This is a genomic window from Flammeovirga pacifica (genome assembly GCF_000807855.2).
Classification (GTDB): domain Bacteria; phylum Bacteroidota; class Bacteroidia; order Cytophagales; family Flammeovirgaceae; genus Flammeovirga; species Flammeovirga pacifica.
The window spans coordinates 3698134-3715312 of the sequence record NZ_JRYR02000001.1 but is presented as its reverse complement, the minus strand read 5'-3'; the positions used below and the strand labels follow the sequence as shown (position 1 = coordinate 3715312).

9 protein-coding genes are annotated in these 17179 nt (G+C 33.6%); 4 read left to right on the top strand and 5 right to left on the bottom strand.

Translation table 11 applies throughout. The features are described 5' to 3' along the window. Window positions 1–60: 60 nt before the first annotated feature. The 5 genes from NH26_RS14595 to NH26_RS14575 all read right to left on the bottom strand — a co-directional run bounded on the left by NH26_RS14595 (window position 61) and on the right by NH26_RS14575 (window position 11450). The gene (locus NH26_RS14595) at window positions 61–1536 is read right to left on the bottom strand and encodes a RagB/SusD family nutrient uptake outer membrane protein (RefSeq protein WP_044227344.1); all 1476 of its coding nucleotides are present in this window, start codon (window positions 1534–1536) and stop codon (window positions 61–63) included. A gap of 12 nt (window positions 1537–1548) precedes the next feature. Next, on the bottom strand, window positions 1549–4677 hold the full coding sequence (locus tag NH26_RS14590) for a SusC/RagA family TonB-linked outer membrane protein (protein ID WP_052432220.1): 3129 nt from the start codon (window positions 4675–4677) through the stop codon (window positions 1549–1551). Between the two features lie 700 nt (window positions 4678–5377). Then, window positions 5378–6856, bottom strand: a complete 1479-nt coding sequence (locus tag NH26_RS14585; protein WP_044227342.1) for a SusD/RagB family nutrient-binding outer membrane lipoprotein — start codon at window positions 6854–6856, stop codon at window positions 5378–5380. Window positions 6857–6865: 9 nt separating this feature from the next. Next, a complete protein-coding gene (locus NH26_RS14580) occupies window positions 6866–10045 on the bottom strand; it encodes a SusC/RagA family TonB-linked outer membrane protein (protein ID WP_044227338.1) in 3180 nt (1059 codons plus the stop codon). A 523-nt stretch (window positions 10046–10568) separates the two neighbouring features. Then, complete coding sequence (locus NH26_RS14575; protein WP_044227334.1) at window positions 10569–11450, bottom strand: TIGR01777 family oxidoreductase; 882 nt, start codon at window positions 11448–11450, stop codon at window positions 10569–10571. Window positions 11451–11586: 136 nt separating this feature from the next. Between NH26_RS14575 and NH26_RS14570 the strand changes: the two genes are divergently transcribed. From NH26_RS14570 to NH26_RS14555, 4 genes are all read left to right on the top strand, one after another. Beyond that, window positions 11587–14580, top strand: a complete 2994-nt coding sequence (locus NH26_RS14570; RefSeq protein WP_044227332.1) for an amidohydrolase family protein — start codon at window positions 11587–11589, stop codon at window positions 14578–14580. A gap of 12 nt (window positions 14581–14592) precedes the next feature. Continuing rightward, a complete protein-coding gene (locus NH26_RS14565; protein ID WP_394331096.1) occupies window positions 14593–15876 on the top strand; it encodes an amidohydrolase family protein in 1284 nt (427 codons plus the stop codon). A 247-nt stretch (window positions 15877–16123) separates the two neighbouring features. Then, window positions 16124–16336, top strand: coding sequence for a hypothetical protein (locus NH26_RS14560; RefSeq protein WP_044227325.1), 213 nt, complete (start codon window positions 16124–16126; stop codon window positions 16334–16336). Window positions 16337–16373: 37 nt separating this feature from the next. Then, window positions 16374–17156, top strand: a complete 783-nt coding sequence (locus tag NH26_RS14555) for an alpha/beta hydrolase (protein WP_044227323.1) — start codon at window positions 16374–16376, stop codon at window positions 17154–17156. The last annotated feature ends 23 nt before the right edge of the window (window positions 17157–17179 follow it).

Sequence of the window (17179 nt, the reverse complement as noted above, 5' to 3'; positions counted from 1 at the left end):
ATATATAGCTAATAATTTATGTACATCAGCTCAATTACTCATAAATAATATGAGTATGAATTAATCATTTTGAATTTTTATATTACCATTTTGATCTAATTCATCTTGTGGAATTTGTAAAATCCATTCTTTTTGGCCTGAAGCTAATTGAAGTGTTTGAGCTAATGGCTCATTATGACCTCCATCTCTTCTGTCAAGATCTTCTTTTCTTCTAAGAAGGTCTAACAACCTATGTCCTTCACCCCATAATTCAATTCTTCTCTGAATTTTAATTTCATCCATCAAAGCTTGACCTGTTAAGCCAGAAACATCAGTATTTGAATCTCTAGTTCCAACAATTTCTTGAAGTAAAGTTGCAGCATTGGCATCTTGACCTAACATTGCTAGTGCTTCAGCTTCAATAAACAGCATCTCATCAGACTTCATCATTACATAATCAGAATCCCAAGTTGTTGGGTTAGACATTCTGAATTTATAATACATATACTCTCTAATAGCATAAGGATCTTGCGGATCTACATCTGCAGGGTCAAGAATTAAAGCTTTTCTAACATCAGTTGCAGATAAATGATCATACAATTTCTTGTTAATACACTTTTGTTGTCCTAATGACGCATAGTTAAATGTAGTATTATCCATGTGTGAAAAGAAAGAAGCATATGTAGTTTGTTGCTCATTATTAATTTGTAAGCCCCATAACCATCCATTATCTCTTCCGGCTCTATCAACACCTGATGTAATATCACTTAAAACTACGCCATTTCTTGCTTTTGTGGCATATTCTGCAGCCTTAGCCCACTCATTTTGCACAAGGTAAACTCTTGCCAATAAACCGTCTACAATTGCTTCATCAATATGAGAAACATGAGATTGAGTTTGACCATTAAGTAATGTTTCTGCCTCTATCAAATCAGATAAAATTAGATCATATACTTCCTGCACAGTTGATCTATCTTTAGGTTCAGTAGTTGCTACTGAAGGCTCAGTATAAAGAGGAACACCTGGTAAAGATTCATTTCCTTTATATGTGAATTGAAACAATTGCACTAATTTAAAATACGAATGAGCTCTAATTGCTAGTGCCTGACCCTTAACGTCATTCTTTAACTCATCTTCACCTGATATACCATCAATATTTGCAATAATTTCATTTGCATTATTGATTAAAGAGTAGTAGTATCTCCAAACAAAAGTTGGTCTTCCAGTACCCGCAGATCTATCAATCAAGTTATAATCATCATTAAACCAACCATAACCTCCAGTAGCAGGGTACAAATCTTCACCTCTTAAATCTGTGAAAATATGAACTGCACCTTCTCCAAAATTATGATGACGAGACGATCCTTCTTTTGTTAATTGAATTGTATACATATTACGATAAATACCGTTCAATGCTACATATGCTCCATCAACAGAAGAAAAGATTTGATCTTTTGAAATTGCATCTGTTGGGGCTACCTCTAAAAAGTCTTTTGAGCAACTTGTAGAGAATAATATTGTTGAAGCAACTAACGCTGCTTTTAAAATCTTTTTCATATTTTTCTAAAATTAGAAGCTTAAGTCTAAACCAAATGAAACTGTACGTACTGGAACGTATCCATATCCTGTATTACCACCTCGAGAAGGATTAATGTATAAACCTTGTCTTTCATTTGAGTACCACAAATTATCTGCAGTAACATAAGCTCTCATAGAGCCTAACTTCATTTTATTTACAACATTCACAGGAACATTGTACCCTAATGTCATATTTCTAATACCAAAATATGAAGCATCTGTTAAGAACCTAGAAGAAGACCTTGCAATTTGATTTTCGTCAAGCTCTATACGAGGTACATCTGTTACATCTCCTGGTTGTCTCCAAGCTTTATCATATAAATCTTGGTGCATTGCACTACCTTGATCTGGCATCATTAATCTAGCATAAGTTGCGTCATAGATTAACCCACCTTTTGAGAAAGTCATTAGAATTGATAGATCAAATCCTTTATAAGAAATAGTATTTGATATCGAACCTTGGAAATCAGGCATTGATGAACCTAATACTTCTCTTGAATCAGCTAAAGCATCATCATAATTATTAGTTTTAACTCTTTCACCAGTTAAATTACCTTGGTCATCCTTAACTTTTTGGTAATACAAAGCATCTCCATTATCTGGATCAACACCTGCATACTCAACATAGTAGAAATCGAAAATAGAACCACCTTCTTTTAAGTATTTATTTCCATCAATGAAAGGAGATTCAAGCTCAATGATTTCATTAATATTTTTAGACCAAATAACACCTAAATTCCAATTGAAATCTTTAGTCTGAACCACATCAGCATTCACGCTAATCTCAACACCTTTATTTCTAATTGCACCAATATTTGAAATTACATTATCAAAACCTAAAGATGGAGCAACTGGTTTGTCCATAATAAGATCTTTTGAATCTCTAATATAATATTCTACAGTACCATTAATTCTATTCAATAAAGTGAAATCCACACCAATGTTAGAACTTATGTTTTGTTCCCATTGTAAAGATGGGTTAGATAAGTTACCCAAATAACCACCTGATAAAGAGTTGTTGGCATACCCTAAATCATATAAAGCTTGCCAAGGAAAATAATTTTGAGATCCATTAACGTTTAGAACACCTTCGTTACCCAAAGCACCGTGTGAAGCTCTTAACTTTAATTCATTTACCCAACTAACATCTTTTAAAAATTCTTCTTCAGAAAGTCTCCATGAAGCACCAATTGACCAAAAGTTACCCCAACGAGACGATTCTGCAAATCTTGAAGTACCATCCGCTCTAACTGAACCAGATACAAAATACTTATTATCAAAATTATATTCTGCTCTACCAAAATATGATTCTATTGCATGCTCATTAAAGTAAGAACTAGCATATTCAGTTGATGATGCAGCTCCTAATTCTACCATACCTGGAACAGAGAATCCCGTTCTTGTTGACGTTAAGTAGTCATATTGGTATTTGTAAGCCTCATGTCCTACTGTTCCTGAAACACTATGTCTACCTATTTTCTTTTGATAAGTTAAAACTTGGTTAAATGTGTAAGACATTGCTGTAGAACCTGTTTTAGTTGATCTACCATTAAATGATGCAGCATCACCGAAGTTCTTATTTTGATTTTCAATCGCAGAAGTATTAAATATATCGGTCGAAATGTTCGATGTGAATTTAAAATCATTCAAGAATGATACTTGAACATAACCTCTTGCTCCAATATTATGTCTTCTATTTTTGTTGTAATCTAACCTTGTAGTAGCAACAACATTTGAGTTCGCTGCATATGGTCTCACCCAACCGTTCATTTCACCAGCACCATAGTCATATACTCTTTCACCTTGGTCATCATGAACGTAATTTCCTTTTTCGTCTCTTAAGTATACTGGGTAAATCGGTCCCATCATTCTTGTTGAATAGAATGGGTTTGAAGTTGCTGTTCCATCAGCACCCATAAAAGCAGACTCAGTATAACCGTAGTTGATGTTTGCTCCCATTCTTAACCAAGGTTTAACATCAGTATTTACTTTCAATCTAGCTGTTAATTTCTCAAAACCTGAATTATCAACAATACCTTCTTCGTTTAAATAACCTGTAGATAAGAAATAGTCTGTTTTTTCACCACCTCCGCTCATTGATAAGTTATATTCATGACGAAGACCTGTACCAAACATTTCGTCCTGCCAATCGTCATTGTATAACATTTGAGCATTTGGATTTAATTTACCATCTAATCCAACTAATTGATCTGCTGCAACATTATACGCATTGTAATTACCTAACTCTGCAACAACATTTTGACTAGCTAATTGTCTTGCTTCATCATCTGTTGCATCATTACTTAATGCTCTATTTTTGTATCCTTCCCACATACCTTCATAGTATTGACTTGCATTCACACGGTCATACTCAGGGAAAGCTCTTTCAGTTACACCTACTCTTGCCGATAAGTTTATTTTTGGCTGACTACCTTTACCACTTTTAGTAGTAATCATGATAATACCATTTGTAGCTCTTGAACCATAGATTGCAGTACCTGACGCATCCTTTAACACTGAAAATGATTCAATATCTTTAGGGTTTATTGCGTTCAGTTGACCATCAAAAGGAGTACCATCAACAATAATTAATGGATCATTTGATTGGTTGATTGAAGAAAATCCACGAACATTAATTGAAGGACTTGAACCTGGTTGACCACTAGTTCCTGTCATCTGAAGACCTGGAACTGAACCTTCTAAACCAGCAAGAGGGTTAGCAGTTTGAATATTTTCTACCTGCTCTGAGTTCACCATTGTTGCTGAACCTGTAAATGAAGTCTTTTCAGTTGTTCCGTAACCGATAACAACAACTTCATCAAGTTGTTCTGCATCTTGTTCTAAAATAACATTAATATCTGTTTGTGTTCCTACAACAATTTCTTGTGTTGAGTAACCAACAAAACTGAAAACCAATGTAGCATCATTAGTAGTGCTTACTGTGAATTTACCATCAATGTCAGTTATGGTACCTATAGTAGTACCTTTTACTAAGACAGTTACACCAGGTAGGGCTTGACCAGCCTCTGATACTTTACCTGACACTGTTCTTTCTTGTGCTAAAGCACTTACACAAAATGCTAGTGTAAGTACTAATAAAGATAGAAGTCGTTTGTACATAAATTAAAAAAATTAAGCGAAATAAACATCAAGTGCTCTGAAATAGAATGTTTAATACCAAATGAAAGTACGAGATGAATATGTTATAATTGAATTGATTTAAAAAAGAGAATGAATAGATTTTGGTTAGTAATAATCAATACTCTCTATTAAATTATTGGATGCAGCAATATTAGATAATTTAGTTTTAAAAATTGGGTTATTTTTAGTTAATATTTGCTAATAAAAGGATCGTTTATTTATTAAACCTTGATAATCAATTGCTTAACACATTATGTTAAATGCATTTTTTCACAAAAAAACACTACTCTTAACACTGTACACGACTAGTGCTTTTCATTATATTATTCCAATAACAACTCTAAAAACAATTGATTCTTCTTTCTTTCTAAGCATAGTCAAAATAATAGAGTGCAAACCACCACTTTGTTCATGTATTAACATGGTTTTATAAATAAAATTAAACTAGTGGTTTTATTACACCTTTTTATTAACATAAATGGAGTGATTTTGAATTTTATATATAGAAATTCTCTTAAAAAAATTTCAAAAAAAGAGGCTGACCCCATTAGTATAGGGCAGCCTCTAGTTTACTATATAGTTGAATTATTTATAAAGAAGTCGTACAATAAAAATCAGAGATTTTAGCTTTTATTTTTTAGCCTTTTTATCCCAACATTAAATGTGCAACTACTTACCTTTAATTAGGACTAGCCCACCAAACAGGATCTGTATAAACAAATTGTCCGTTATCTTTTTCTTGAGCTTTCCTTACATTCTCATTATTGTTAACATCATCTGCTCCATAAGTAAACCTTAATGGGAATTTTGCAGTTTGAGGGTTCAATAATTCAATATAATCTGATTCCCCTAAAGATTGCATTCTTCTATAATCAGCATAAGCTTCTAAAGGTTCGACTATAAAGGATGCGATGTACTTTTCTTTCAAGATATATTTAACATCAAAAGTTATTTCATTTAAATTTTCAATACTATCCACTTTTGCTAAATAACTTGTAATCGAATCTTGTTCTATTTTTGCCGCTGTCATTGCAGCAGTAATTGCAGCTTGTGCTATCACTTTACCAGTGCCTGCAGCCTTTCTTTCATTGGCTTCAGCTTCTAAGAACTTCAACTCATGATAACTCATGATGTAAGTAGTTTGCACTGGATCATTAAAATATGAAGAAATACCATATCTACCTTGAATCTGATCAGGGGATCCATTAGGAGCAAATTCGAATACCGGATTACCATCAGTATCTTTATTATCTGGGTGAGGTATAAAATACTTGGCTTTTCGTGGATCAAATTCATTCATATTTAAGGAATCTAAACTCTTACTTGAACCATACATATCTCTTTGAGTAAACAATAAATAATACGGGTTAAACGAAGTCGCCCCATTGTAAAGATACTTTGCTTCATCATCTGCAGAAGTAAATGATAAACCTACATTTGTGATAACATCATCATACGTATATTTTCCTTTATGTGCTAACCTCATCGCATATCTAGCTTTCAATCCATATCCCAATTTTGTCCAATAATCTACTGGGTTTGTTTGAAGACCATATATTACATCTTGGGCACCCAAAGCAGGAAATGTTGTTGTCTTTGCTAAATTAGCAATTCCTTCGTCTAACAATTTCTCTACTTCTGCATAAATACTTTCTTGCGTATCTAAAACAGGTCTTAAATGATTGATAGGGTCTAAAGCCTCTGACCATGGTACATCACCACAAGCATCTGTTACTACTGCTAAATTATAAGCCATTAGAATTTGAGCAATCCCTAAAGTATGAAAGTTACCTGCTTCACTACCTCCATCCGAACACTTATCAACTACATCTTGCAAGTTTCTCATGGTTCTGTAAGAACTTACCCATGCATTATTATAAGTGGTAGCTGAAGTTACAGAAGCATCATTTCTTACTTCAGTATTATAAAACTGATTGAAAACACCTACATGATGTTCAATAAATAAGGATGCGTAAAAAGCATAATCGCCATTAGAAACAGATACAATAGAACTATTCATTGCATCTGTAATTACTAACCTAGAGGGCACGTCGTTAGGATTATTTGGATTTTTATTGATTTCATCCATTATCTCATCTGTACATGAGGTAATCGATGTTCCTAACATCAATAATATTATATATAAAAACTTTTTCATTTTGTTTAATTAGAAAGTTACATCAACACCAAAACCAAAACTGTTTGTATTAGGCATAGAGAATCTTTCAAATGATCCACCCATGTTTGTATTACCCTGAGAAGATTCAGGATCAAAGTTTGGTAAAGCTGTCCAAATCAAAATATTTCTTGCAAATGCTGATAAGCCTAATGTTGTTGTTCCTTTAATCAACTTCTTAGGGAATTTATAACCCAATGATAATTCTCTTAATTTCAAGAATGAGTTATCATAGATATAAGCTTCATCAATATTACCTTCCACATCTGAATATAAATATTGCATTGCCTGAGGATCATTTGCTCCGCCTCTTTCTATATTGTTTTTAGAACCATCTGCTTTATACCCATCATAAACAAAAGTAGATGTTCTATCTTCTGTCTTTTTAGATACTCCGTATAAGTTGGTCAAACCGTTAGATCCAGAATACATTTCTCCACCATTTTTCCATTCGAAAGTAGCTCCTAATGTCCAGTTTTTATATCCAAAAGTATTTGTAAATCCTAGAATGAAATCAGGGTTTACATCTCCGATAATACCCGCAGGACCTGCTAATGGCATACCTCTATATGGACTATTTGGATCCTCTTCTACTAATACTCTACCTTGATCATCTCTTAAGAAAGTAGAACCGTAAATAACTGGATAAGCATAACCTGCTGCCGCTCTTACTTGAGGAGTAACATAACCACCTAAGAAGATACTTTCTACTCCTTCAGCTAGCTCATCAACAAAAGAAACTATTCTTGAGAAGTTAACATTAATGGCCCAATTAAAGTCTGTCGTTTGAACAGGTATTACATTTAAGATAACCTCATGAGCATCGGTATGTAATTTACCACCATTAGTATATAGCTCTGAAAAACCTGTTGAAGCAGATAATGGAACAGCAAAAATCTGATCTGTTACATTTTGTCTTGAGTAAGTATAACTAAGTGTAATACGATCATTTAAAAATCCTAAATCTGTACCTATTTCATAAGAAGCTGTATTCTGAGGTTTTAAATTTGGATCATTAATTTGAGTATAGCGTGTAAACGAGTTAACGTTATTATTATTAATATTTAATGGATACTGTATAGGGTATGGATTAGACCACCAACCACCACCATAAGTAGGTGTTTGATAATAGTTATCTACATAATCCCCTGCCTGTCCAACTTGTGCAAATGAACCTCTAATTTTAAATAAAGATACTTTGTCCATATTATCCATGAAATCCATCTCACTAAGTACAACTGATGCAGAAACCGATGGGTAAAAGAATGATCTATTTCCTGAAGGCATATTTGATACATAATCATTTCTACCTGTAACAGTTAAATAAACCATAGAACGGTAAGAGTAAGTCAATGATGCAAAAAATCCGACTGTTCTAGTATTCCTTTGATTCTCATTAGCAGTAATTACATTGGTATTTGTTATATGTTTCCACCCTCCAAAGTTAAATGAGTTACCATCTTGTTGATAAGTCTTTTTACGAGTATCATTTATTTCATTACCTATAATTGCCTGGAACTTAGAATCTGTAGAAATATCCCAATTAAAGTTTAAGGTAGTTAAAGAGTTGACAACTCCACTTGTTACCCCATAGTTAGACATATAACCTGCTCCTGCTCTATGACCATATTCAAAAATATCTTGATAATGTGATGTATAAGAATCAATACCTAATTGATATTTGAATCTAATATCCATATTATCTTTAATGTCCGTCTCATATTGAATATAAGCATTACCATAAAAACGATCTGTTGATTCAACAAACTCATTATTTTTTGCGGCCCAATAAGGGTTATCAAAAGTAGGAGAACGATAATATATTTGAGCGTATGGATCTTCTGGTTCTGAGTCTGGAATACCTTTTAGATCATATGATGTTGGAGCTGCATAAACACCTGCCAGAGAGGCATCATTACCTGCAGATAATTTAGTGATGGTTGTAGTGACAAAATTTGCACTTACACCTGTAGTAAAGTGATCATTTAATGTAGCATCGAATTTACCTTTCGCATTCCATCTATCCATTCCAGTACTAGGAGCTACACCATCCTGAGTAGCATTTGACAAACCTACACTATAGTTGGCATGTTCAGTAGCTTGACTCACACTAGCTGATGTATTAATAGTATAACCTGTTTTAAAATAATCTCCGAAATTATCATAAGTATTGGGTGCTACCCATGGATCAAGACCTGCTCTTTCTCTTTGTGAAACACGATACAAACCTGGTCTTCCTTGAGAATTACCACCATATGTTGGGTCATCAGGTAAATCAGAAACAAGTGGCCCCCAAGCCATCGAAGAACCTTGACTATGTGCACCATTAAAACCTTGTGCGTAAGTTGTTTGATACTCCGGTTTTCTTGAAACCGTTTCAAAACTGGTGAAATTAGATATTCTAACAATCGGTTTACCACCTCTTTGTCCTTTACCACTTTTTGTTTTAATGATAATCACACCATTTGAAGCTCGAATACCATATAAGGCTGCGGCAGCCTGACCTTTTAATACATTGATACTTTCAATATCATTAGGATCAATATCTACTGCTCTGTTAGAGATATCTGCCCCTGACACTGAGTTACCAGTACTAAAATCTGGATTAGATGAAATTGGCATTCCATCCACTACATATAATGGTGCATTGTTACCCGTAAATGATCTTGCTCCACGAATATTAATTTGAGTAGAAGCTCCTGGCATACCAGAAGAAGGTTTGATATCTACACCAGAGATCTTACCCTGCATTGACCCTGCTAAACCAGAGTTACCTGTTCGTGTTAAATCTTCAGTATCCACTCCCTGAACGGCATAACCTAAAGATTTTTTATCCTGTTGCTGTCCAAGGGCAGTAACAACTACTTCATCTAATTCTTCCGCATCGACTTCCATCCCAACACTAATCTTAGATTGGGTACCTACTGGAATAGTTTGAGAAGTATATCCTATAAAGCTAAAAGTTAGCGACGCTCCTTCGGGAACAGAAATGGAGAAGTTGCCATCTAAATCTGTAATTGTACCTGTAGATGTTCCTGATACAATTACTGTTACCCCTGGCAAAGGTTCAGTGCCATCTGCTACAGTTCCTGTTACAGTTCGTTCTTGGGCGTAAGATACACCCACTAACAAGGTTAGTAGCGACACAAATAGTAAAATGTGCTTTTTCATAAAATTTGAGTAATAAATAGTTTTTTAGGCAAATAGTAAACAGCTAATGAGGAGAGATTTTTAAAGTGTTATTTAATTGATTGAATACCCTCTCAAAAATTGCTTACAAAAGTAGAAATGTTAAAAACATACCTTCATGAAGAATTGTAATAGCAAATCATTTAGTAATATTTCTTGGGTTAGTACACTTTGATTCATTTCGAAATAATATAAAGAGAAAGATAGATTAACGAGTTGAATCAAATTGTTATTTAAATAAGATTGATGTATTTATTATTTAATTGTAGTACGTTGATTATACGACATATTAAAATTAAGTTTTTTTTAATAAAATCACTGACAATCAGTTTATTAAATTAAATATATGCAATTATAACTAGATATAATTAAATAAATGAGACAAAAAAAAAGGTGAACTTTACTTGAGCAGTTCACCAATATTAAAATAGTATAATTTATTATATGTAGAATGTTATTATCGCTTATCAATAAATAATGTATATGGTCAATAAATGTTCTTTTTCTAAATTTCCTTTTCAAGAACATCTTTAATTGTATGTTCTTCGAATACGTAACCTAATTTTTTTGATGAAACTACTTTACTACTATTTAAGACCAATGCAGCACTTTCTCCTAACATCACCTTTAATATTAAAGAGGGTACATTAGGAAGAAAAAATGGCTTATTGATCGCCGAAGCAATTTCTTTTGTTATACCCGAATTTGTAATTGGTGTTTTAGAAACTGCATTAAATACCCCCTCTACTTTATGATCTAAAGTATAGATAAACATGTTTGATAAATCGTTTAAACTAATCCATGACATCCATTGATCACCACTACCTAAAGCAGAACCCACACACATTTTAATTGGTGCCATAATTTTAGGTAATGCCCCTCCTTTTTGTGATAGCACTACTCCGATTCTTAACTGTACTAATCGATCAATAGCTATCTTCTGCTGTTCTTCTTCCCATTTCACTACTACATCAGAAAGAAAATCATGACCAAAAGAAGAGTTTTCGTCTGCTGTTGTATCAGAAGTATCTCCATAAATACCCACAGCAGAAGCACATACTACTACTTTGGGAGGATATTCAAGTTGTGATATATATTGATTTAATAAACGTGTAGATAAAATTCTACTCTCTAAAATTTCTTTTTTAACTGATGCAGTCCAACGGCCATCGCCAACAGATTTACCTGCTAGATGAATCACTGCATCTACCCCATCAAAAGCTTTTGGATTGATATAGCCTTTATTTATATCCCATTGATATCTTTTGATAGAGGAGGTAAGATCTTCTTTTCGACTTAACCACACTACCTCATCCCCTCTTTTTAATAATTTCTGAGAGATATCTTTTCCTACCAACCCAGATCCTCCAGTTATTAATACTTTCATAGTTTGAAGAATTATAAAGAAATTTAATTTGTAATTATTATTTCAAACCAAATTGATACAATAAATGTTTGATTATGACTTCTACCTTACTAAGTTAGGAGGATATATTTAACAAACATCCAATTTCCAATTCAAGATGTCAAAATTCAATTATTTACTCTTATCATTATTGATCTTGGGGAAGATGGTTTTTGCTCAAGAAACTTTTACCATCAATGGTATTAAGGATCATCGCAATCTCTATTATGCATTCACCCACGCAACGGTGCATGTCTCTCCTCAACAAATTATTGAAAACGCTACTTTAATTATTAAAGAAGGCAAGGTGGTTTCGGTAATTAAAAATGGTGAAGTGCCAAAAGGTGCTGCTGAAATCAACGTAGATGGAAAACATATATATCCGTCGTTTATTGATACCAATTCCAATTATGGAATGCCTGAAGTAAAATCAGGAAGCTTTTGGACATTTTCAGAACCAGAAAAAATTGGGTCTCAGAATCCTAAAGCCTATAATGCCAATGATGCCATTCATGCTAACACTTCTGCATCAGAATTATTTAAAGCTGATGAAACAGAAGCCAAAAGTTGGAGAAGTATTGGTTTTGGAACGGCCGTCACTTTCCAAGCAGACGGTGTATCTAGAGGTACTTCTGCCTTAGTTACCTTTGGGAAAGGAAAAGCCAACGATTTAATATTAAAGTCTGAAGCTGCCGCCCATTATGCTTTCGATAAAGGTTCTTCTAAACAAATGTACCCTGTAAGTACTATGGGATATGTTGCTCTTCTTCGTCAAACATATTATGATGCGGATTGGTATGCAAAAGGAGGAAATAAAGCTTTTACCGATATTACTCTAGAGGCATTTAATAAAACACAGTCTCTTCCTCAGTTTTTTGATACAAAAGATGTATTCGATGTTTTACGTGCTGCTAAGATTGCAAAAGAGTTCAACAAACAATATATCTACGTAGGCAACGGAGATGAATATCAAAATTTAGCGGCTTTAAAGGAACTTTCAAGTAATTTGATTATACCCGTTGATTTTCCTCAAGCTTTCAATGTGAAAGATCCTCTAGATGCAAGAAACGCTAGTTTTTCCGATTTAAAACATTGGGAATTAGCTCCATCAAATTTAAAAATGCTAGCAGATGAAAACATCACTTTCTCTATTACTGCTAGTAAATTGGATAAAACATCTGATTTCTTCAAAAATTTAAGATTAGCTATTAAAAGAGGCTTGTCAGAAGAAAAAGCTTTAGCCGCTTTAACTACTGTTCCGGCATCTTATATCAATGAGCAAGACCGTTTAGGTACACTAGAAAAAGGAAAAATAGCCAATTTCATTATTACTTCAGACAATATTTTTGAGAAAGGCGATGTTCTTGAAAACTGGATCAAAGGTAAACGCTTTGTTGTAAAACATTGGAATAAAAATGATGTAAGAGGCACTTATCAATTGACAGTTCAAGAGCAAAAGTATCTACTTGATATTACAGGAGAAAATATCTCATCATTAAAATATGTAGTAAAGAAAGATTCTACCAAACTAACTACAAATGGTAGTTTTCAGAATGATCTTATCACTTTAACCTTTACACAAGACACAACAAAAAAGGCTAACCGAGTAAGATTATCAGGTTGGTTAGACTATGAAGGTAAGTTTACCGGAGAAGGAAAAGATATCAACAACCAATGGATTTCTTGGTCTGCAGTAAAACAAGAAAAAGAAGGAAAAAAAGAAATTGCCAAGTCAAAGGATAAAGAAGAATCAAAAGAAGAAATTGGTCAGCTTATATATCCTTTTGCAGCCTACGGCGATACAGAAACGGCTAAGCAAGAAAGTATTCTAATTCAAAACGCTACAGTTTGGACCAATGAAGCAGAGGGTATTCTTGAAAATACTGATGTTCTTTTAAAAGACGGTAAAATTGCAAAAATTGGGAAAGGCCTCAAAGGCAGTAAAAAAACAAAAGTAATTGATGGTACTGGCCAACATTTAACAGCTGGAATTATTGATGAACACTCTCATATAGCGCTTTTTTCTGTAAACGATGTTGCTGTTATGTCTTCAATGGTAAGAATGGAAGATGTGTTAAATCCACATGATGTACATATGTACCGTCAGTTAGCTGGTGGTGTTACATCAGCACAGTTATTACATGGTTCTGCCAACCCTGTTGGAGGTCAATCAGCTATTATTAAACTCAGGTGGGGTAAATCCAATCCTGAAGATTTATTATTTGAAGGTGCTGATCCTTTTATCAAATTTGCTTTAGGTGAAAATGTAAAACGTTCTTCTTGGCCTATGTCACATCGTTTTCCTCAAACAAGAATGGGAGTTGAAGCTGTTTTTATGGATGGGTTTAGTAGAGCAAAAAAATACAGAGAAGATCAAAATAGCTTTGATGGAAACGGAGTACCACCAAGAAAAGATTTACAACTAGACGCTTTAGCAGAAATTATCTATAAAGAGCGTTTTATTTCTTGTCACTCTTACGTACAGTCAGAAATAAATATGCTGATGCATGTAGCCGATGAATTTGATTTTAACATCAATACATTCACGCACATCTTAGAAGGTTATAAAGTAGCAGATAAAATGAAAGCACATGGTGCAGGAGCTTCTACATTCTCAGATTGGTGGACTTATAAGTTCGAAGTATATGAAGCAATTCCTCAAAATGCAGCACTTATGGCCAATCAAGGTCTTACTGTAGTCATTAATTCTGATGATGCAGAAATGGGTAGACGTCTAAATCAAGAAGCATCAAAATCTGTGAAGTATGCTGATATGTCGGAAGAGGAAGCTTTAAAAATGGTGACACTTAACCCTGCCAAACTTCTACATATAGACAATCAAGTCGGTTCTATCAAAGTAGGAAAATCAGCTGATGTGGTACTTTGGACAGACCACCCTTTATCAATATATGCCAAATCTGCCTTCACTATAATTGATGGAACAGTGTATTTCTCTTTAGAAAATGATCAAAAATTGCGTCAACAAATGAATGAAGAACGCAATCGTCTTGTGCAAAAAATGCAACAAGCTGAGAAAAATGGAGAGAAAGTAAAAGACATTGCACCAAAAATGACGCATCATATGCACTGTGATCACCTTAACCTAGACTAAAAAATGAAAGTATTGAAAAAAATAATTCTCCTCAATATTATTTTGGGGATGATATCAGGCTTGACTTATGGTCAGGTACCTACTCCAGCAAAACCTCAATCAAAACCTATTCTTATTAAAGGAGGTACACTTCATGATGGAAAAGGTTTGGTGATAGAAAATAGTATAATCGCTTTCAAAGAAGGTGAAATTACTGCTATTGGTAATGATATATCTACTGAAGAATACCAAGTGATAGATGCCACAGGAAAACATATATACCCTGGAGCCATTCTTCCTACATCTCAGTTAGGATTAATTGAAATAGATGCTGTTTCTGCCTCAAATGATGATAGAGAAACGGGGTATGTAAATACAGAGGTACGTTCTATTGTTGCTTACAATACGGACTCTCATGTAATACCAACTGTAAGAGCCAATGGTATTCTTATTGAACAAGTGATGCCTTCTGGAGGTGTTTTTTCTGGTAGGTCTTCTATCGTTCAATTAGACGCTTGGAATTGGGAAGAGGCCATCATTAAAGAAAATGATGGACAGCATTTACACTGGCCTTCAAAATATAGACACCCTTCTTGGATGAATCCTGATAAAGGTGTAAAACCAAATAAGTATTATGGAGAGAGAGTGAAATTTATTCGTCAGGTGCTAATGGATGGATTAGCTTATGCAGAAGCAGAAAAACACGAAACTCCCAATTTCCCGTTAGAGGCAATTAAAAATCTTTTTACAGGAGATGAAACATTATTTATTCATGTCAATGATGCTAAAAGTATTATTGAAGCAATTCAACTATCACAAGAATTTAAGGTGAAAAATATTGTAATTGTTGGAGGGAATGATGCTTGGATCATCGCAGACTTTTTGAAAAATCATGATATCCCTGTATTACTTTCTGATGTACACAGCCTTCCTAGCCTAGAACATGACGATGTAGATTTACCTTTTAAACGTGCAAAACTCTTAAACGATGCCGGTGTGAAGGTAGGACTAACGCATAGTTCTGCTTCCAACTCAAGAAACCTTCCTTTTTATGCGGGTACTTGTGTAGCTTATGGCTTAAACAAAGAAGATGCTCTAAGAATGATTACTTATAATACCGCTGAAATATTAGGTATTGAGGCAAATTACGGCTCTTTAGAAGTAGGTAAATCTGCTACTCTAATCATTACAAAAGGCGATTTCTTGGATATGAGAAGTAGCATAATAGAGCACGCTTTTATTGATGGAAGACAAATTGACTTAAATAATAAGCATGAGATGCTTTATAAGAAGTTCAAAGGAAAATATGAGAACTAATTTTTAATGCAAAATATATCTGGTATCAAATTGGAATTTCCATTTGATACCGGGTAGCATTTATAAACTTTTGCATCAATGATATTAACATTTTTTCTTTCACAAGATTTGTAAAAAAAATTAAAATTATCCAAATTTGATCCGCTAAACAGAATCAGACTTTAAACTATCATGCCGCAATAGTATTTTTTGTATTAATTGATAGATAGCAAACTAATTTGAACTGACTTTTAATAGACTAATTAACATGAAACAAGACAAAGCCCCTTTAGTTATTGGTATCCTTTTACTGATTGGAGTTATGATATTAAATCTAACAGGTAGAATTTCTCAAGAAGTATCTATACTTATTGAATTTTTCTGTATTGGTTTAATCTCATCATCCACTTACATCTATTTTGTAAATAACAATTCGGATGAAAAAATCAGTACTTATATTAAGCGTTTATTCAAGGCTTAGTAGATCAATATTGATCAAATTTCAATAGTTTTACTGAATGAGTAATATCATTCACATTTCTCCAAAAGAGAAAAAGTATAAGCATCCCATACTACTTGTACATGGTGCATTGTTTAATGGGAAAATATGGGAAGGAAATTTCTTAGAATATTTCCCTCAACTAGGCTATGAAACGTATTCTATTACGTTAAGTGGACATGGAGTTGAGGCAAGTAAACTAATGCTTAATTTTTATGGTATTAATGATTTTGTAGATGATGTCATCCAACTTATTACCCAATTAGAAGAAAAACCTATTCTTATTGGATATTCGATGGGAGGAATCATCTCACAAATTGTAGCTCAACAAATATCTTTAGAAAAAGTAATATTACTTGCCTCTGTACCTCCCTACGGTATGCTTAGTTCCTCATTTAAATATTGGGCTAAAAGTCCTATTAGCTGGGGAAAGTTTATGGTTTCTACTGTATTTCCAATTTTAAAATATGTAGATACTGATGCTCCTGAAGGGATTTATTATACTCCTCCTTCTAAAAAATTGCAATACTTTATAGGTCAGAATATGCAATCTGAATCTCTAAGAGCTTTATTGGAATTGATTATTAAGGACTTTGAAATAGATCCTTTAAAAAGTACCGTTCCTATGCTCCATATAGGATTCAAGAGTGATCAAATAATTTTTCCTGAAGAAGTGGAAAGAACAGCTTCATTTTATGGGCATGAATCAAAGATTTTTGAAAAAATGGCACACATGTTTATGTATGAGCCACACTGGAAACAAGTCGGAGATTACATACAAGGTTGGCTTAATAAATCATAAGCCAACATCACCTATGCATCTTC

What these genes read in the sequence shown, in the direction of transcription:
- NH26_RS14595 (WP_044227344.1), bottom strand. Translation starts at nt 1,536, where the DNA reads ATGAAAAAGATTTTAAAAGCAGCGTTAGTTGCTTCAACAATATTATTC.
- NH26_RS14590 (WP_052432220.1), bottom strand. Translation starts at nt 4,677, where the DNA reads ATGTACAAACGACTTCTATCTTTATTAGTACTTACACTAGCATTTTGT.
- NH26_RS14585 (WP_044227342.1), bottom strand. Translation starts at nt 6,856, where the DNA reads ATGAAAAAGTTTTTATATATAATATTATTGATGTTAGGAACATCGATT.
- NH26_RS14580 (WP_044227338.1), bottom strand. Translation starts at nt 10,045, where the DNA reads ATGAAAAAGCACATTTTACTATTTGTGTCGCTACTAACCTTGTTAGTG.
- NH26_RS14575 (WP_044227334.1), bottom strand. Translation starts at nt 11,450, where the DNA reads ATGAAAGTATTAATAACTGGAGGATCTGGGTTGGTAGGAAAAGATATC.
- NH26_RS14570 (WP_044227332.1), top strand. Translation starts at nt 11,587, where the DNA reads ATGTCAAAATTCAATTATTTACTCTTATCATTATTGATCTTGGGGAAG.
- NH26_RS14560 (WP_044227325.1), top strand. Translation starts at nt 16,124, where the DNA reads ATGAAACAAGACAAAGCCCCTTTAGTTATTGGTATCCTTTTACTGATT.
- NH26_RS14555 (WP_044227323.1), top strand. Translation starts at nt 16,374, where the DNA reads ATGAGTAATATCATTCACATTTCTCCAAAAGAGAAAAAGTATAAGCAT.